General features: G+C 57.4%; 15 protein-coding genes. 9 read left to right on the top strand and 6 right to left on the bottom strand.

Annotated elements, in window-relative coordinates; genetic code table 11:
- Window positions 1–14: 14 nt before the first annotated feature.
- Window positions 15–884: a DUF3109 family protein gene (locus AT687_RS01515; RefSeq protein ID WP_041740423.1), complete on the top strand. Its 870-nt coding sequence runs from the start codon at window positions 15–17 to the stop codon at window positions 882–884.
- Here AT687_RS01515 and AT687_RS01510 read toward each other — a convergent pair.
- From AT687_RS01510 to mshA, 4 genes are read right to left on the bottom strand one after another with little or no spacing between them, the layout of a single operon-like run.
- Complete coding sequence (locus AT687_RS01510) at window positions 847–1,527, bottom strand: response regulator transcription factor (protein ID WP_014318610.1); 681 nt, start codon at window positions 1,525–1,527, stop codon at window positions 847–849. The two genes, AT687_RS01515 and AT687_RS01510, sit on opposite strands and share 38 nt — an antisense overlap.
- Window positions 1,528–1,532: 5 nt before the next feature.
- The gene (locus AT687_RS01505) at window positions 1,533–2,681 is read right to left on the bottom strand and encodes a sensor histidine kinase (protein ID WP_014318609.1); all 1,149 of its coding nucleotides are present in this window, start codon (window positions 2,679–2,681) and stop codon (window positions 1,533–1,535) included.
- 11 nt (window positions 2,682–2,692) lie between these two features.
- Window positions 2,693–3,439, bottom strand: coding sequence for a phosphoglyceromutase (locus tag AT687_RS01500; protein WP_004566477.1), 747 nt, complete (start codon window positions 3,437–3,439; stop codon window positions 2,693–2,695).
- 58 nt (window positions 3,440–3,497) lie between these two features.
- Entirely contained in the window at window positions 3,498–4,772 is a 1,275-nt protein-coding gene (mshA, locus tag AT687_RS01495) for a D-inositol-3-phosphate glycosyltransferase (protein ID WP_174510710.1), read from the bottom strand.
- A 92-nt stretch (window positions 4,773–4,864) separates the two neighbouring features.
- On the opposite strand from mshA, the gene AT687_RS01490 reads away from it, so the two are divergent.
- Window positions 4,865–6,565, top strand: a complete 1,701-nt coding sequence (locus tag AT687_RS01490) for a long-chain-fatty-acid--CoA ligase (protein WP_014318608.1) — start codon at window positions 4,865–4,867, stop codon at window positions 6,563–6,565.
- A 61-nt stretch (window positions 6,566–6,626) separates the two neighbouring features.
- On the top strand, window positions 6,627–8,333 hold the full coding sequence (locus AT687_RS01485) for a long-chain-fatty-acid--CoA ligase (RefSeq protein ID WP_014302867.1): 1,707 nt from the start codon (window positions 6,627–6,629) through the stop codon (window positions 8,331–8,333).
- A gap of 66 nt (window positions 8,334–8,399) precedes the next feature.
- On the opposite strand, the gene AT687_RS01480 is transcribed toward AT687_RS01485, so the two are convergent.
- The gene (locus AT687_RS01480) at window positions 8,400–9,503 is read right to left on the bottom strand and encodes a UDP-N-acetylmuramate dehydrogenase (RefSeq protein ID WP_014318607.1); all 1,104 of its coding nucleotides are present in this window, start codon (window positions 9,501–9,503) and stop codon (window positions 8,400–8,402) included.
- A gap of 23 nt (window positions 9,504–9,526) precedes the next feature.
- Between AT687_RS01480 and AT687_RS01475 the strand changes: the two genes are divergently transcribed.
- The 6 genes from AT687_RS01475 to AT687_RS01450 all read left to right on the top strand — a co-directional run bounded on the left by AT687_RS01475 (window position 9,527) and on the right by AT687_RS01450 (window position 15,310).
- Window positions 9,527–10,030 carry a DUF2505 domain-containing protein gene (locus AT687_RS01475; RefSeq protein WP_014301350.1) on the top strand — a complete coding sequence of 168 codons (504 nt, stop codon included), beginning with the start codon at window positions 9,527–9,529 and terminating at the stop codon, window positions 10,028–10,030.
- 15 nt (window positions 10,031–10,045) lie between these two features.
- Window positions 10,046–10,858 (top strand): class I SAM-dependent methyltransferase, encoded by an 813-nt coding sequence (locus AT687_RS01470; protein ID WP_014318606.1) that lies wholly within the window; start codon window positions 10,046–10,048, stop codon window positions 10,856–10,858.
- Window positions 10,859–11,209: 351 nt separating this feature from the next.
- Window positions 11,210–13,306 carry a formate C-acetyltransferase gene (gene pflB / locus AT687_RS01465; RefSeq protein ID WP_021334840.1) on the top strand — a complete coding sequence of 699 codons (2,097 nt, stop codon included), beginning with the start codon at window positions 11,210–11,212 and terminating at the stop codon, window positions 13,304–13,306.
- Window positions 13,307–13,355: 49 nt separating this feature from the next.
- On the top strand, window positions 13,356–13,607 hold the full coding sequence (gene grcA2 / locus AT687_RS01460) for an autonomous glycyl radical cofactor GrcA2 (protein ID WP_004566465.1): 252 nt from the start codon (window positions 13,356–13,358) through the stop codon (window positions 13,605–13,607).
- Window positions 13,608–13,685: 78 nt separating this feature from the next.
- Entirely contained in the window at window positions 13,686–14,561 is an 876-nt protein-coding gene (gene pflA, locus AT687_RS01455; protein ID WP_014301348.1) for a pyruvate formate-lyase-activating protein, read from the top strand.
- Window positions 14,562–14,566: 5 nt separating this feature from the next.
- A complete protein-coding gene (locus AT687_RS01450; RefSeq protein WP_014309946.1) occupies window positions 14,567–15,310 on the top strand; it encodes an LmeA family phospholipid-binding protein in 744 nt (247 codons plus the stop codon).
- Here the strand turns inward: AT687_RS01450 and AT687_RS01445 are convergent.
- Window positions 15,307–15,762, bottom strand: coding sequence for a beta/alpha barrel domain-containing protein (locus tag AT687_RS01445; RefSeq protein WP_014301346.1), 456 nt, complete (start codon window positions 15,760–15,762; stop codon window positions 15,307–15,309). The genes AT687_RS01450 and AT687_RS01445 overlap by 4 nt on opposite strands.
- Between the last annotated feature and the right edge of the window lies 1 nt (window position 15,763).

The raw sequence follows: 15,763 nt of genomic DNA, 5'->3' as shown, positions 1-15,763 counted from the left end.
TATAGCCTAAACACGTGAAGTATCTCGGTTTTCCTGCGATGTCCCCCGCTGCCACATCTATTCGCCGCGGCGACGAGCTTCCCCCCGATTTCCCACGTCAATGGTATGAATTTACCAATCCGGAGGATCCCCTCCACCAGTTTTCTATTGATTTGACGTGGCTGGAGTCCTCCTACCGGTGTGCGTTTGGCACGTCGGCATGCCACGGCATTGATGCCGCACAGCCGACTGTGGGGTGCTGTGTGCATGGGGCGTTTCTTTCCGATGAGGAAGACCGCGATCAGCTTTATGCCGCCGTGGAAAAGATGCCGGCACACTATTGGGAGCTGCGCCCCGCGGGTGTCGACGCCTACCTTGCCGACCCAGACCCCACGCAGATTGAGCCGTGGCTGGTGTGGGATGAACTCGATGACGAGGAGGGAAAACCCGAACCGGCGCTGAAAACCACGCTTGTCGACGGCGCCTGTATCTTTGCCAACCGCAAAAACCCTGGGTGTGCGATCCACCAGTGGGCTCTCGACGCAGGCGAAGATCTCACCGTGGTTAAACCTGAGGTGTGTTGGCAACTGCCGCTTCGTCGCCTTGAGGCTTATGAGGATCGCGCCGATGGTGTGGAGATTCTTCGCACCACTATTACCGAATACGATCGTCGTGGCTGGGGAAATGGTGGCGAGGACTTTGATTGGTATTGCACCACCGACCCCCACTGCCATACCTCTGATAAGCCCATGTGGATCACCCACGAGGCGGAGCTGCGGGCGCTGATGGGCGATGCCTCCTACGAGGTGTTGGCGCAACACTGCGCGGCGCGCCAAAAAGCAGGTATCCCGCTAGCCCCGCACCCAGCTAGTCTTCGTACTTGTAGCCCAGACCGCGCACAGTAATCACGTGGCATGGCGCGGAGGGTTCTGGTTCGATCTTGGAGCGCAGGCGTTTAATGTGCACATCCAAGGTTTTGGTATCCCCTACGTAGTCGGCACCCCACACGCGATCGATGAGCTGGCCACGGGCGAGCACGCGCCCCGAGTTGCGCATGAGGTATTCCAACAGGTCGAATTCTTTTAGCGGCATGGAGATCTCTTCGCCGTCGACGGTCACGGTGTGGCGTTCTACATCCATGTGGATTCGGCCGCTGCCGAGGATCTCATCCGATTCTTCGATTGTCTCCCCGCCGCGACGCAGCACGGCACGGATTCGGGCAATGAGCTCCCGGGAAGAATATGGTTTGGTCACATAGTCGTCGGCACCGAGTTCTAGGCCTACCACCTTGTCGATCTCCGAGTCCCGTGCCGTCACCATGATCACGGGGACTGAGGATACTGCTCGCAGGCGCTTGCACACATCCGTACCCGACATACCAGGAAGCATGAGGTCAAGCAGCACAATATCGATGGCGTTGCGATCAAACTCCACCAAGGCGCTGGGGCCATCACCGGCGATTACTACATCAAAGCCTTCCTTGCGCAACAAGAACGCGAGGGGATCGGCTAGCGACTCTTCGTCTTCAACCAACAAGATAGAGGTCATCAGTTCTAATCCTTTCGGCGACCCGTGTCAGTTTCATGATAGATCGGAAGCTCGATCGTAAACGTGGAACCGGTTCCAGGACGCGACCACAGCGTGACATCGCCACCGTGATTAGCTGCCACATGCTTGACAATCGCAAGCCCTAATCCCGTACCACCTGTAGAACGCGACCGCGCTTTATCTACACGGAAGAAGCGCTCAAACACTCGTTTTTGATTCTCCATTGAAATGCCAATGCCATTATCGATCACTCGGATAAGAACACGGCCATCCCGCGAAATCTTGGTTGCCACCGAAATGGGCATTCCCTGTGGCGAATAATTAATAGCGTTGCTAATCAGGTTGGACACCGCCGTGACCAGCAGCGTCATATCCCCCATCACCATCGCATTGCATGGTTTGCCACGGTTGAGTTCAATGCCCGCATTATCGGCGGCCAACACATTGCGTGCCAGTGCCTCGTCGATCACACGATCCACACTCACCGGCTCTAGATCCGGCAACGCCTCAGCACCTTGCAGCTTGGATAACGAGATGAGCTCATTAATCATGTCGGCAAGACGGTGGGCCTCTTTGTACAGGCGATTACCAAAATATTTCACCTGCTCTTGATCATCAGAGGCCTCCGTGATGGCCTCCGCCAGCAACGCCATGCCACCCACAGGAGTTTTCAGCTCATGGGACACGTTAGCCACAAAGTCACGACGTGCCGCTTCCATACGCTGGTTTTCCGACTCATCCGTGCTGTAAATGACCACGTAGCGGTCGTCGACAAGCGTCAGTGGCTTAACCACCGCACGCACCGACGTAATGCGATTACGCCGCTCGTCGATCACCAGCTCAATCGCATGAGTCTCTTGGTCTTTATAAGCTTCTTGCGCAAGCTCCCAAATATCCGGATTAAGCGTGCGCTCATGCACAATCCCCATCTCGTGGGAACGTACATTAGACAATAAAACGGCCCCCGTAGCGTCGATCACCGCCATACCCGTGGGCGAGCCCTGCACCGTCAAATGCAGCATCTGGCTCACAGTGGTGACCTTATTATCCCCCTTTTTCGCCGTTCGATAACTACGGCCGCGCACCCATTTCAACGCAGGTAGGGCGAGGCCCGAAAGGACCACGCCCAACACAAATGCGATAACGACGTACACGTGCCTCGCTACTACTTAGCGCCCTGAGCAGCAACTGCGGCAGCACCGGCAGCAGCAGCTTCTGGGTCAAGGTAGGTGCCACCTGGGTTGAGCACCGTGCCAGCCTCGTCGAGCTCATAAACCAGTGGAATACCGGTAGGAATGTTGAGCTCAGCGATGTCTGCATCAGAGATGTTGTCTAGGTGCTTGACCAATGCACGCAGGGAGTTACCGTGTGCAGCGATCAAAACAGTCTCACCGTTCTGCACACGTGGCAGGATCTCTTCCTTGAAGTAAGGAACGAAACGCTCAACAACGTCCTTCAAGCACTCGGTGCGAGGAACCACGTCAAGGTTGGCATAACGAGGATCGTTTGCCTGGGAGAACTCGCTGGAATCCTCAAGCTCTGGTGGTGGGGTGCCATAAGAACGACGCCATGCCATGAACTGCTCGTCGCCGTACTTTTCCTTAGTCTCAGCCTTGTTCAGGCCCTGCAGCGCACCGTAGTGGCGCTCGTTGAGGCGCCAATCGCGAACAACTGGGATCCAATGGCGATCAGCAGCGTTCAGAGCAATGTTGGCGGTGCGGATAGCACGGCGCAGCAAAGAGGTGTAAACCACGCTTGGCAGGACCCCCTGAGCCTTGAGCAGTTCGCCGCCGCGCTTAGCCTCTGCCTCGCCCTTTTCGGTGAGGTTGACGTCCACCCAGCCGGTGAATTGGTTGGAAGCGTTCCATTCGCTTTGTCCGTGACGAAGAAGAATCAGTTTTCCAGTAGTCATACTTGTCAAGTTTGCCACGAATCGCAGCAACGCGAGCAAAATGTGGGATTATTTACACTTATGCCCGATCGGAACCCGCGGCGTAGCGGTCATGGCACTGCGCAACATCCAACATCGCCGCATCGCCATACACCGACTCCAACTTCTCCGCAGCCGCAGCCCACGTAAAGTTCGCCGCATGCTCCACCGCAGCCACACCCATCTGCTGACGCGTGGGGTCGTCGTCAAGCAATTGCTCCAGCGCATCCGCCCACATTATGGGATCGTGGCCGTCGACAAGCACGCCCGTCTCACCATCCACCACCGCAATAGGCAAGCCGCCAACACGCGCAGCCACCACCGGAGTACCACTAGCCTGCGCTTCCATCGCAACCAGCCCAAACGACTCGTTATACGAGGGCACCGCCACCACATCAGCCGCCTGATACACACTCACCAGCTCCTCCGGCGGACGCGGATCCAAAAACCGCACCCGATGCGCAATACCCAAACTGCGCGTCAACTCAATGTAATGCTCCACCGTGGCAGCAGCACCCGACGGCCCACCACACATAATCACACGCATATCGCGATCCGGATCCCGCTCCAACATCTCCGCCACTGCACGCAACAACACCTCAGGGCCCTTAAACTGTTGCAACCTTCCCACAAAAGCCACCACCTTGGTGTGCAACGGAATACCCAAGCACCGCCGCGACTGTTCCGTATTGCGCTGCGTACCAGGAGTAAAAAGTTCCACATTGGCACCCGGCGCGATCACAGCCACCGAATCGGGGTTGGCGTCATAGTGGCGCACAAGGTCGTTGGTTTCCTCGGGGGTGTTCACCACGAGGATGTCAGCGTTATCTACAAGCTGTTGCTCACAAATACGCCTAGCCTCTGATTCTTCGGTATCCCCTGCGCTGCGGTGCGCATTTTTTACCGCCGCAAGGGTGTGCGCGGTGTGTACGAGTGGGATGTTCCACAGGTCGCGCAGTAGCCAGCCGACTTGGCCGGAAAGCCAGTAGTGGGAATGGATGACGTCGTAACGCATGTGGTGACACTTGGCGAACTGCACCACGCCACCTGCGAAAGCTGCGAGCTGGGTGGGGAGTTCTTCTTTGCTCAGGCCCTCATAGGGGCCGGCCACAATGTTGATCACGCGCAGCCCCGACTCCACCTCTACAACGTCGCCTTGGCTGGGGCGAGTGGCACGGGTGTAAATGTCTACGTCTACGCCGCGACGTGCAAGTTCGCGGGCGATGGAAATGATGTAGACGTTCATTCCACCTGCGTCTCCGCTGCCTGGTTGCTGCAGGGGCGAGGTGTGCATAGAGATCATGGCAATGCGCATAGTCATCATTCTAGGCGCCGTTATTACCCAACCAAGCGAAACATGAGTATATGCTCGTATTTACGTTTATTTGCGAGGATCGAAGGGAACTCATGTCGGCATACGAGACAAAAAAGTGGCTTCACTATTACCCCGATTGGACGCCGCATAGCCTAGATTATGGTGACACGACGCTTCTCGACGTCTACTCGAACAACCTCGCCCTGAACAAGGACAAACCGGCCACCTACTTCTTTGGCCGTCAAACCTCCTATGGTGACCTCGACAAACAGGTACGCACCGCTGCCGCCGGCCTGCGCGCACTAGGCGTACGCAGCGGCGACCGCGTGGCCATTGCCCTTCCCAACTGCCCACAGCACATCGTGGCTTACTGGGCGGTACTCATGCTCGGAGCCACCGTGGTCGAGCACAACCCGCTCTACACCGCACACGAGCTGGAAGCCCCCTTCCAAGACCATGGCGCACGCGTGGCTATCGTGTGGGACAAAGCGGCCGATACGCTGGAGAAACTCCGCCGTAATACACCGCTAGAAACCATCGTGTCGGTCAACATGATGACCGCCATGCCCGCCGTGCAACAGGCACTACTGCGCCTACCTATTCCGATGATTCGGAAGAAGCGCGACGCACTGACCGCATCCGCACCCAACACCATCCCATGGGAAATCCTGGTGGGGTCCGCACTCGGTGGCAATGGCGACGACATCGTCCCCTGCCCCGAGGTGACCAAGAAATCCATCGCCCTGATCCTCTACACCTCCGGTACCACCGGTACACCAAAAGGTGCACAGCTGTCGCACGGCAACCTCTTTGCCAACATCATGCAAGGTAAGGCGTGGGTGAAAGGGATTGGCGACCAAGACGAACGCCTCCTCGCAGCGCTGCCTATGTTCCACGCCTATGGTGTAACCATCGTTCTCAACCTGGCGTTCTACGTAGGCGGCGAACTGGTACTTCTGCCAGCACCACAAATTCCGCTGATCATGAAGATCATGAAGAAGCACACCCCTACATGGGTACCTGGCGTTCCCACGCTCTATCAAAAGATTGTGGAAGCCGCAGAACGCGACGGAATCTCCATCTCCGGTGTGCGCAACTCATTTTCTGGTGCGTCGAGCCTGCCTGTGGAAACCGTCGCACGCTGGGAAGCACTCACCGGTGGTTTGCTCGTCGAAGGCTACGGTTTGACCGAAACCTCCCCCATCATTGTGGGCAATCCCATGACCACCGACCGCCGCCCAGGCTATGTTGGCGTACCGTTCCCCGACACCGAAATCCGCATTGCCCACCCAGACAACCTCGACGAGACAATGCCCGACGGGCAAGAAGGCGAAGTCCTGGTGCGTGGGCCACAGGTGTTCAGCGGTTACCTGAACAACCCCGAGGCGACGGCGAAGAGCTTCCACGGACAGTGGTATCGCACCGGCGACGTGGGAATTATGGAGGAAGACGGCTTTATCCGCCTGGTGGCCCGTATCAAGGAAGTCATCATCACCGGTGGGTTTAACGTCTACCCCGCCGAGGTGGAAGAGGTTTTGCGCAATCACCCAGATATTACGGACGCTACCGTCGTAGGCCTTCCGCGTGGCGACGGCTCCGAGTCCGTGGTTGCGGCCATCACGCTTGCCGCGGGTGCCGCCCTCGACCCCGAGGGTTTGAAGGCATATTGTCGGGAAAATCTCACCCGCTACAAAGTGCCACGCACCTTCTACCACTTCGAAGAATTGCCGAAAGACCAGCTGGGCAAGGTGCGCCGTAAAGATGTACAAGAAGCTCTAGCATCAAAGAAATAACGCTCTTCCGCTACAATATCGACATCAAAACTATTTTTACCCCTAAAACGAAAGGCCAGACATGGGTGCATTCGACGACAAAGCATGGTTGCAACACTATGGCGACTGGACACCAGCATCCCTCGACTACGGCGACACCACGCTGGTAGACATCTACGACAACAACCTTGCCGTTAACGCCGACAAGCCCGCGACCTACTTCTTCGGACGCACCCAAACCTATGCAGAGCTCGATGCCCAAGTACGCGCAGCCGCAGCAGGCCTTAAAGCCTTTGGTATCCGCCCAGGCGACCGCGTCGCCATCGTATTGCCCAACTGCCCGCAGCACATCGCCGCGTTCTACGCCATCCAGCTGCTCGGCGCCACCGTCGTAGAGCACAACCCGCTCTACACCGCACACGAGCTCGAAGGCCTCTTCCAAGATCACGGCGCACGCGTCGCCATCGCATGGGACAAAGCAGCCTCCACCCTAGAGAAACTGCGCGACACCACCTCGCTTGAGACGATCATCTCCGTCAACATGACAGAGGCCATGCCACGCATCCAACAACTAGCGCTGCGCATACCGATCCCACCCATCGCCGCAAAGCGCGAACAACTCACCGCGTTTGCCGACAACACCGTCCCATGGTCCACCCTGATCGGCAATGCTATCGGCGGCAACGGTAAACGCACCGAATTCCCCAAGGTCACCAGAGACGACATCGCCCTAATCCTGTACACCTCCGGCACCACCGGAACGCCGAAGGGCGCGCTGCTCTCCCACGGCAACTTGGTGTCCAACTGCTTCATGGGCAAGGCGTGGGTACCAGGACTGGGCGACCAACCCGAGCGTTTCCTCGCAGCCCTTCCCATGTTCCACGCCTACGGCATGACCATGGTCGGTACCCTCGGTGTCTTCGTTGGCGCAGAAATGGTCCTGCTACCAGCACCGCAGATCCCACTGATCATGAAGATCATGAAAAACCACACCCCCACGTGGCTGCCAGGTGTGCCCACCCTCTACGAAAAGATCGTGGCAGAAGCCACCGCCAAGGGCGTGGAAATCAAAGGCATCCGCAACTCCTTCTCCGGTGCCTCCACCCTGCCAGTACGCACCGTCGAAGACTGGGAAAACCTCACCGGCGGCCTGCTGGTGGAAGGCTACGGCCTGACCGAAACCTCCCCAGTTCTGTGCGGTAACCCCATGAATGGCAACCGCCGCCCCGGCTACATCGGCGTACCGTTCCCCGACACCGAAATCCGCATTGCCAACCCAGACAACCTCGACGAGACAATGCCCGACGGCGAAGCCGGCGAAGTTCTCGCCCGCGGACCACAGATTTTCCAAGGCTACCTCAACAAACCAGAAGCAACCGCAGCCACCTTCCACGGTGATTGGTTCCGCACCGGCGACATGGGTGTTATGGAAGAAGACGGTTTTATCCGCCTAGTAAGCCGCATCAAGGAAATCATCATCACCGGCGGATTTAACGTCTACCCCGCCGAGGTCGAAGAAGCCCTGATCGCCCACCCAGACGTTGACGACGCAGCCGTAGTCGGCCGCCCACGCAAAGACGGCTCCGAGGACGTGGTAGCCTGCATCGTGCTCAAAGACGGTGCAGCCTTGGACCCAGAAGGCCTCAAAACTCACTGCCGCAAGCTGCTCACCCGATACAAAGTGCCACGCACCTTCTACCACTTTGAAGCACTCAACAAAGACCAACTCGGTAAGGTCCGCCGCCGCGAAGTGCAGCAGACCCTCCTCGAACGCCTCGGAGAAAAGTAAGCGGCGAATCGGCCGAGATCTCGACGTACGACGCCTCGACATGCTTCTTGCTCAGTGCATCTTGGGCTAAATAGACACCCCAACCCATACCGGTTCGGGCTCAAGTAGCACCCCGAAGGCATCCATCACGCCGCCACGGACCTCGCGCGCAAGTGCGACGAGATCATCCGTGGTGGCGTTTCCTCTATTGGTCAGTGCCAGCGTGTGCTTAGTAGACAAGCTCACCCGCCCGCCAGGGCCTTGGTGGCCTTTGGCAAATCCGGCGCGGTCAATCAACCATGCAGCAGATAGTTTGACCATGCCCTCGCCCGCAGCAAAGCATGGCATCGACTCGTCGCCGACAACGCTACGCACGTGATCCCCGACCGATTCTGGGACGATGGGGTTGGTAAAGAAGGATCCGGCCGACCACGTGTCGTGATCCGCCTCGTTGTAGACCATGCCCTTGCCAGCACGCAGGCCAAGTACAGCCTCGCGCACCTGCACTGCAGGATGTGGTCCCTCATGGCCTAGCACCCGAGCAAGCTCCCCAAAGCGCAGCGGCGCAGACATGCCATCCGTATGCAGCTGTAGCGTAATGCCCAGTACCACGCCACGGCCGGTGAATTTGAGGTTGGAATAGCGATACGCCAGCTCTAAGTCGGCCGCAGGAACTTCCATAACCTCCCCTGTTGCACGTTCCAAGAGGGTTACGCTGACCAACACATCGGAGATCTCTGCACCATAGGCGCCCACGTTTTGTACAGGGGTAGCTCCCGCCGAGCCAGGAATTCCAGAAAGGCACTCAATGCCGCCGAGACCGGCATCAACGCACAGGCGTACGACGTCGTCCCATACGGCACCTGCTTCGGCTACTACGCGTCCGGTGTCGAGGTTCACAGAAATATCGTCACAGTCGAGAATCACAGCAACGAGAGGGATTTCGCCGTCAGCGATCACGAGGTTGGAGCCACCACCTACGATGAGTAGTGGGATCTGGTGGGCATCGAGAAGCCGAACAACCTCAACCACAGACTGCTGTGACCTGCAGCGAACCGCCGCCATGGGGGTTCCGCCGAGGTGGAGGGTGGTCAATTCGGCTAAGGTGACCGCCACAAAGGCGGCGTCGTCGATCGCCTCGATCTGGGGGCGGATTCCGTCGAAAATGTGGTTCAGTGATTTTTCCAGCACCTCATTAAAGGTAGTCTGTATGCATGACAACGCGAAGTGAAAACACCGTAACTATCAATCAGCCAGTGGAAAAGGTGCACGCAGCCTTGACCAATCCGGCATATTGGGACTTCATTGTGAAAAACCTCAGCCCAGAACCAGGCGAGGTACACGAGTTCACCGAAGCTAACGGTGGCGCTGTTGCAACCCTTTTCGAGGTGCTCCCTCAAGAGCTACTTCCTGAGGCTATCCGCGCCATGATCAGCCAGGCACTCAAGGTCAAGCGCGTAGTAACCGTCGGTGGCCTTAACGGCACCAGCGCACCACTGAGCTACACCGCAGACGTAAAGGGCACCCCTGTGGACTTCAAGGGTGAGATCTCTATGAACGGCTTGGGCAACACCACTACGCTGTCCTACGCCAACGAGATCACAGTCAACATCCCACTGATGGGTGCTGCTATCGAGCCTAAGGTCGGCCAGGCATTGGCTGATTTGTTCCAGAACGAGGGCGATCTGACCTCGAAGTGGATCTCCGAGAACCTCTAATTTCGCGGGGTTTCCATGGCTGATCATGCCCATAATTTGCGCGCCACTTTTGGGCATGATCGTCCCATTGGTGTGATTACTCGGGGGACCACTGGGTTTAATCGCCTCCGGCGTTGTGACCGCTGGATGGCTCACCATCCGCTGATCCAGCAGGCGCTGCGCCGCACCAACGCCCCTATCGCTCTTGACGTGGGATACGGGGCAAGTTTTACCACCACGGTCGAGTGGGCTCGTTGGTTGCGCACCATGCGTGACGACGTCCGCGTCACCGGCTTAGAAATAGACCCAGAACGGGTCCTGCCGCCGCGCGATGGTGTGACCTTTGAACTTGGGGGGTTTGAATTAGCGGATTACCAGCCCACCTTAGTGCGCGCTTTTAACGTGCTGCGCCAATATGATGTGGACCAAGTCGTGGATGCTTGGGAGATGGTGACCTCGCGCCTACAACCTGGCGGATTTTTTGTGGAAGGCACCTGTGATGAGTTGGGGCGGCGGTCAACGTGGGTGTTGTTGGATCATGCTGGCCCGCAGTCGCTGACGCTGTGCTGGGATCCATTTGATGTAGAGCGCCCCTCCGATATTGCGGAGCGGTTGCCTAAGATTTTGATCCACCGCAATGTTGCGGGCGAAAAAATTCATGATGTGTTGCTTCGTGCCGATGAAGCGTGGGATCGCTGCGCCCCGTGGGCGTCGTATGGCCCTCGCATTCGGTGGCGGGCGGCCCGCGCGATGCTTATGGATATGGGAATTCCGATGAGCATTATTCGCCGTCCGGTGCGCGATAATCAGCTCACGGTGCCGTGGTCGATCGTCGATCCAACTTCTTAGACAGCCAAACCTAATTTAAACAGTACGCCCGTTTTATTGCTTTTCACTTCGACGAATGTCACACCGTAAAGCAATCTAATTCACATATTTCCCCTTCTACCAGCGTTTTTTATTTATTAAGATCTGAAGGTGTCCGTGTGTATCGCGGGCAAAATTCTTTACTCCTATTTCGGGCAATTTTCATATGAGATAACTCACCCTTTCCCACTTATGTGGCCTAGCCCCCTACTTACTACAGTAGTGAGTGTTCGTGGCGAGCCAGTAACGATGGATCTGCCACCAAGTGAACCGCAGGTGGCCGATACCGAGGCCGCTGATGCAGATGACTCGATAAGGAAGGGCTCATATAATATGACCACCGCCCAACAAGAGAGCACCCACTCAGCATGGGAAGGTTTCGTCGAAGGACCTTGGAAAGAGGGAATCGACGTCCGTGATTTCATCCAACGCAACTACACCCCTTACGAGGACGACGCTAGCTTCCTCGCTGGCCCAACCGAAAAGACTCTTCGCGTCTGGGACCACCTCGAGAAGAACTACCTCTCCGTCGAGCGTAAGAAGCGTGTTTTTGATGTAGACACCCACACCCCAGCTGACATTGATGCTTTCCCAGCGGGTTACATTTCCGAAGACGACGACGTAATCGTTGGCCTGCAGACCGACGTCCCACTCAAGCGCGCCATGATGCCTTTCGGCGGCTGGCGTATGGTGGAAACCGCTATCAAGGAAGCCGGCAAAGAGCCAAACGAAGATGTCAAGAACATCTTCACCAAGTACCGCAAGACCCACAACGAGGCCGTGTTTGACATCTACACCCCTCGTATCCGTGCCGCACGTTCTTCCCACATCATCACCGGTCTTCCCGATGCTTATGGCCGTGGCCGCATCATCGGCGACTACCGTCGTGTAGCCCTCTACGGTGTGGACTACCTCATCGCCGAGAAGAAACAGGCTAAAGACTCCGTCGCAGCTGAGAACTTCTCCGAGCACTGGGCACGTTTCCGCGAGGAGCACTCCGAGCAGATCAAGGCCCTGCAGAAGCTCAAGACCATGGCTTCCTTCTACGGCTTCGACATCTCGGGCCCAGCCACCACGGCAAAAGAAGCAGTCCAGTGGACCTACTTCGCATACTTGGCTTCCGTGAAGTCACAGGACGGCGCTGCAATGTCCATCGGCCGTCTATCCGCATTCCTCGACATTTACTTCGAGCGCGATCTTGCCGCTGGCATCATCACCGAGGATGAGGCTCAGGAAATCATCGACGCCCTCGTGATCAAGCTGCGTATCGTCCGCTTCCTGCGCACCATCGACTACGATCAGATCTTCTCCGGTGACCCATACTGGGCAACCTGGTCCGACGCTGGCTTCTCTGACGACGGCCGCACCATGGTCACCAAGACCTCCTTCCGTCTGCTGCAGACTCTGCGTAACCTCGGCCCAGCACCAGAGCCAAACATCACCATTTTCTGGGATCCAGCACTTCCAGAAGGCTACAAAGACTTCTGCGCTGCAATCTCCATCGAAACCTCCTCGATTCAGTACGAATCCGACGAGCAGATCCGTAACCAGTGGGGCGACGACGCCGCAATTGCCTGCTGTGTGTCCCCCATGGCCGTGGGCAAGCAGATGCAGTTCTTCGGTGCACGTGTGAACTCCGCTAAGTCCCTGCTCTACGCCATCAACGGTGGCCGCGACGAGGTTTCCGGCAAGCAGATCACCGAGCCTGGCCTGTTCGAGCCCATCAAGGGCGACGGCCCACTGGACTTCGACGAGGTCTGGGAGAAGTACGAGCACATGCTCGACTGGGTTGTTGGCACCTACGTGGAAGCACTCAACATCATCCACTTCTGCCACGACCGCTACGCCTACGAGGCAGTCGAGATGGCACTGCACGACTCCGAGATCATCCGCACCATGGGCTGCGGCATCGCAGGTCTGGCTATCGTTGCAGACTCCCTCTCGGCTATCAAGTACGCCAAGGTCACCCCAGTGCGCGATGAGACTGGTCTGATTGTGGACTACAAGACGGAAGGCGACTTCCCTCGCTACGGTAACGACGACGACCGCGCCGACGACATCGCCGCAACCATCGTCCACACCGTGATGTCCAAGATCAAGGAAATCCCAATGTACCGCGACGCAATCCCAACGCAGTCGGTGCTCACGATTACCTCGAACGTTGTCTACGGCAAGGCAACCGGTGCATTCCCATCCGGCCACAAGGCAGGTACCCCATTTAGCCCAGGTGCTAACCCAGAAAACGGTGCAGACACCCATGGTATGGTGGCCTCGATGCTGTCCGTCGGTAAGCTGGATTACCAGGACGCCCTCGACGGCATTTCCCTGACCAACACCATCACCCCATCTGGTCTGGGCCGTACCTCGGACGAGCAGATTAAGAACTTGGTCGGCATCCTCGATGCTGGCTTCATCATGGACGAAGAGTAATCCACTTTTCCTCCCCATCTATTGATCATCACAGAATTCGGAGAACACAATGTCTTCTAAGACCTTTGAAGAGCGCATGACCGAGATGAAGGCAAAGCGCGACGAGAACAACGCCAACGCTGGCCTTTACCACGCAAACATCAACGTCCTCGACCAGAAGACCCTCGAGGATGCCATGGAGAACCCTGACAAGTACCCGAACCTCACCGTTCGTGTTTCCGGCTACGCCGTCAACTTTGTCAAGCTCACCCGTGAGCAGCAGCTGGACGTTCTTTCCCGTACGTTCCACCACTCTGCGTAAGATGTAACGCCACCACCTGCCTGTACACGGGCAGGTGGTATATTTTTGCCCTAATGAAGCGAAAGGAATCCCTCTGATATGGCTGATGGTATTAACTCCACAGTGACGGTTGAACGCTCTGACGGGCCGCGCCACCGCGGAACCGCAGCCGGCATCGGAGGCCTCGACCTCGATCTGGAAGACGTCACCCACAAAGAGCTCATCGAGGCCCGCCGCACTGGCGACGTCGGCCTTGTGCACTCCTGGGAGCTTGTCACCGCTGTTGATGGTCCTGGTACCCGCATGACCATGTTCATGTCCGGATGCCCACTACGATGCCTTTACTGCCACAACCCCGACACCATGGGGATGAAAGAAGGCACAGTAGAGCGCGTCGAATCGATCGTGAAAAAGATCAAACGCTATCGCAACGTGTTTAAGGCCTCCGGCGGCGGATTGACCATCTCCGGCGGTGAGCCACTGTTCCAAATCGCCTTTACGCGCCGCGTACTCAAAGAGGTACATGATGCCGGTATCCACACCACCATCGACACCTCAGGGTATCTCGGGGCACGGCTCACGGACGAGGACCTAGAAAACATCGACCTCGTGCTTCTCGACGTCAAATCCGGCGATGAGGAAACCTACCATCGTGTTTCCGGCGGCCGCGAGCTACAACCCACCATTGACTTTGGCAATCGCCTCAATGCGATTGGCAAACCTGTGTGGATCCGCTTCGTGCTGGTACCTGGTGTGTCTGATGCACCAGAAAACATCAACAACGTGGCAGACATCGTCGCCCAGTGGAAAGACAACGTCGAACGCGTTGAGGTGCTGCCTTTCCACAACATGGGTGCCGATAAGTGGCACGAACTCGGCTTGAATTACGAGCTCGAGGACACAAAACCACCAACACCGGAATCCGTGGAGTTTGCTAAGGAGACTTTCCGCTCCCGCGGTTTGACCGTCTACTAGCTACAATGGCCGACGTGACTACAACAAAAGGTTCTCGCGTCGGAAAAGTTTCACTCATCGTCGCCCTGATCGTCGTCATCCTGCTCGCCGTAGCAGAATTCGGCCTCAGGGCGATGATGTCTCAACAACTCAAGGAGTCGACATCGCCGGAGGCGTCGATAAGCTTCGGCGCCTCGCCGCTGCTCGTGGGCATCGCCACGAAGAACCTACCGAGCGTGACCATTGATACCCCAGAGATGGGCGAATCCCCACGCTCGCACATCACAATGAAAAATCTTGATATTCACAACAGCGACGCCCCTATCGCCGAGCAACTCCAGCTAGAAACCACGCTTAGCGACGCATACCTGCTGGCCGCCATGCAAAATGGCCTCGCAGAGAACACGGCCCCTAAACCCGCCGCGGGTGAGCTCGACCTTGGCTCGCTGCTGCAATCGATTGTGAAAGTGACTGCCGTGACCACTCAGCCCGCGGAAAAAACCGTCACCATCGAGTTCACCAACGGTGCCGCATCGCTACAGCTCAAGCCTGTAGTAGACAACGGCAGCCTTGGTTTCGAGGCCGTCAACGCTAACCTCCTCGGATTCGATCTCCCCCAGTCGGTATCCGATGCGCTTACCCAGCAGCTCAGCAAGCAAGCAGGCGATAGCCTCCACAACATGACGATCAGCAACGTTGATGTTATTGATGGTGGTATGAACCTCACGCTCAACGGCAACAACGTCAACCTCGCCGAGCTAGAAAACTAGCGCACCAACAGCCCCGCATTGGCCTCATCCCACACATAGGTGGGCAAGGCTAACTGCGGGGTTTCTTTTTTCACTACCACCGCGTCAAAACCAGCTGCTTGCGCGTGCTCGGCAGTACGCGCAATAACATCAGCGGCAAACAGATCCGTATCGAGGACCAACGCCAGCGATGCAGGATGCGGCACCGCCTCACGAGTAGTAACCAGCTCCGTAATCAACGCCGTGCTGGTGCCAGCGACAACCGCTGCGGGGTCAGGAACCACGAGCACCATGCCGGCACCGCATTGCACCGCTAGACGCGCCTCTGAGGCCTTGATCAGGCTGTGGTGCTGGCCGGTGGGATAGCCCGCCCACGACACCACAGGGCCTGGCACCTGACCAAGGGCAGTTAATAATGTTGGCGGAACGCATACGCCCTCACCGCCGACAGCGAGTTCACGCGCTTTATCCACG

The sequence above is a fragment of the Corynebacterium diphtheriae genome, assembly GCF_001457455.1.
Lineage (GTDB): Bacteria > Actinomycetota > Actinomycetes > Mycobacteriales > Mycobacteriaceae > Corynebacterium > Corynebacterium diphtheriae.
Note: the sequence above shows the minus strand (reverse complement) of the source record. Positions and strands in the feature narration are given on the sequence as shown.

Coding starts and splice junctions, on each gene's coding strand:
- pflA (WP_014301348.1), top strand. CDS start 13,686: ATGGCTGATGGTATTAACTCCACAGTGACGGTTGAACGCTCTGACGGG.
- AT687_RS01485 (WP_014302867.1), top strand. CDS start 6,627: ATGGGTGCATTCGACGACAAAGCATGGTTGCAACACTATGGCGACTGG.
- AT687_RS01470 (WP_014318606.1), top strand. CDS start 10,046: ATGGCTGATCATGCCCATAATTTGCGCGCCACTTTTGGGCATGATCGT.
- AT687_RS01475 (WP_014301350.1), top strand. CDS start 9,527: ATGACAACGCGAAGTGAAAACACCGTAACTATCAATCAGCCAGTGGAA.
- pflB (WP_021334840.1), top strand. CDS start 11,210: ATGACCACCGCCCAACAAGAGAGCACCCACTCAGCATGGGAAGGTTTC.
- grcA2 (WP_004566465.1), top strand. CDS start 13,356: ATGTCTTCTAAGACCTTTGAAGAGCGCATGACCGAGATGAAGGCAAAG.
- mshA (WP_174510710.1), bottom strand. CDS start 4,772: ATGCGCATTGCCATGATCTCTATGCACACCTCGCCCCTGCAGCAACCA.
- AT687_RS01510 (WP_014318610.1), bottom strand. CDS start 1,527: ATGACCTCTATCTTGTTGGTTGAAGACGAAGAGTCGCTAGCCGATCCC.
- AT687_RS01500 (WP_004566477.1), bottom strand. CDS start 3,439: ATGACTACTGGAAAACTGATTCTTCTTCGTCACGGACAAAGCGAATGG.
- AT687_RS01450 (WP_014309946.1), top strand. CDS start 14,567: ATGGCCGACGTGACTACAACAAAAGGTTCTCGCGTCGGAAAAGTTTCA.
- AT687_RS01490 (WP_014318608.1), top strand. CDS start 4,865: ATGTCGGCATACGAGACAAAAAAGTGGCTTCACTATTACCCCGATTGG.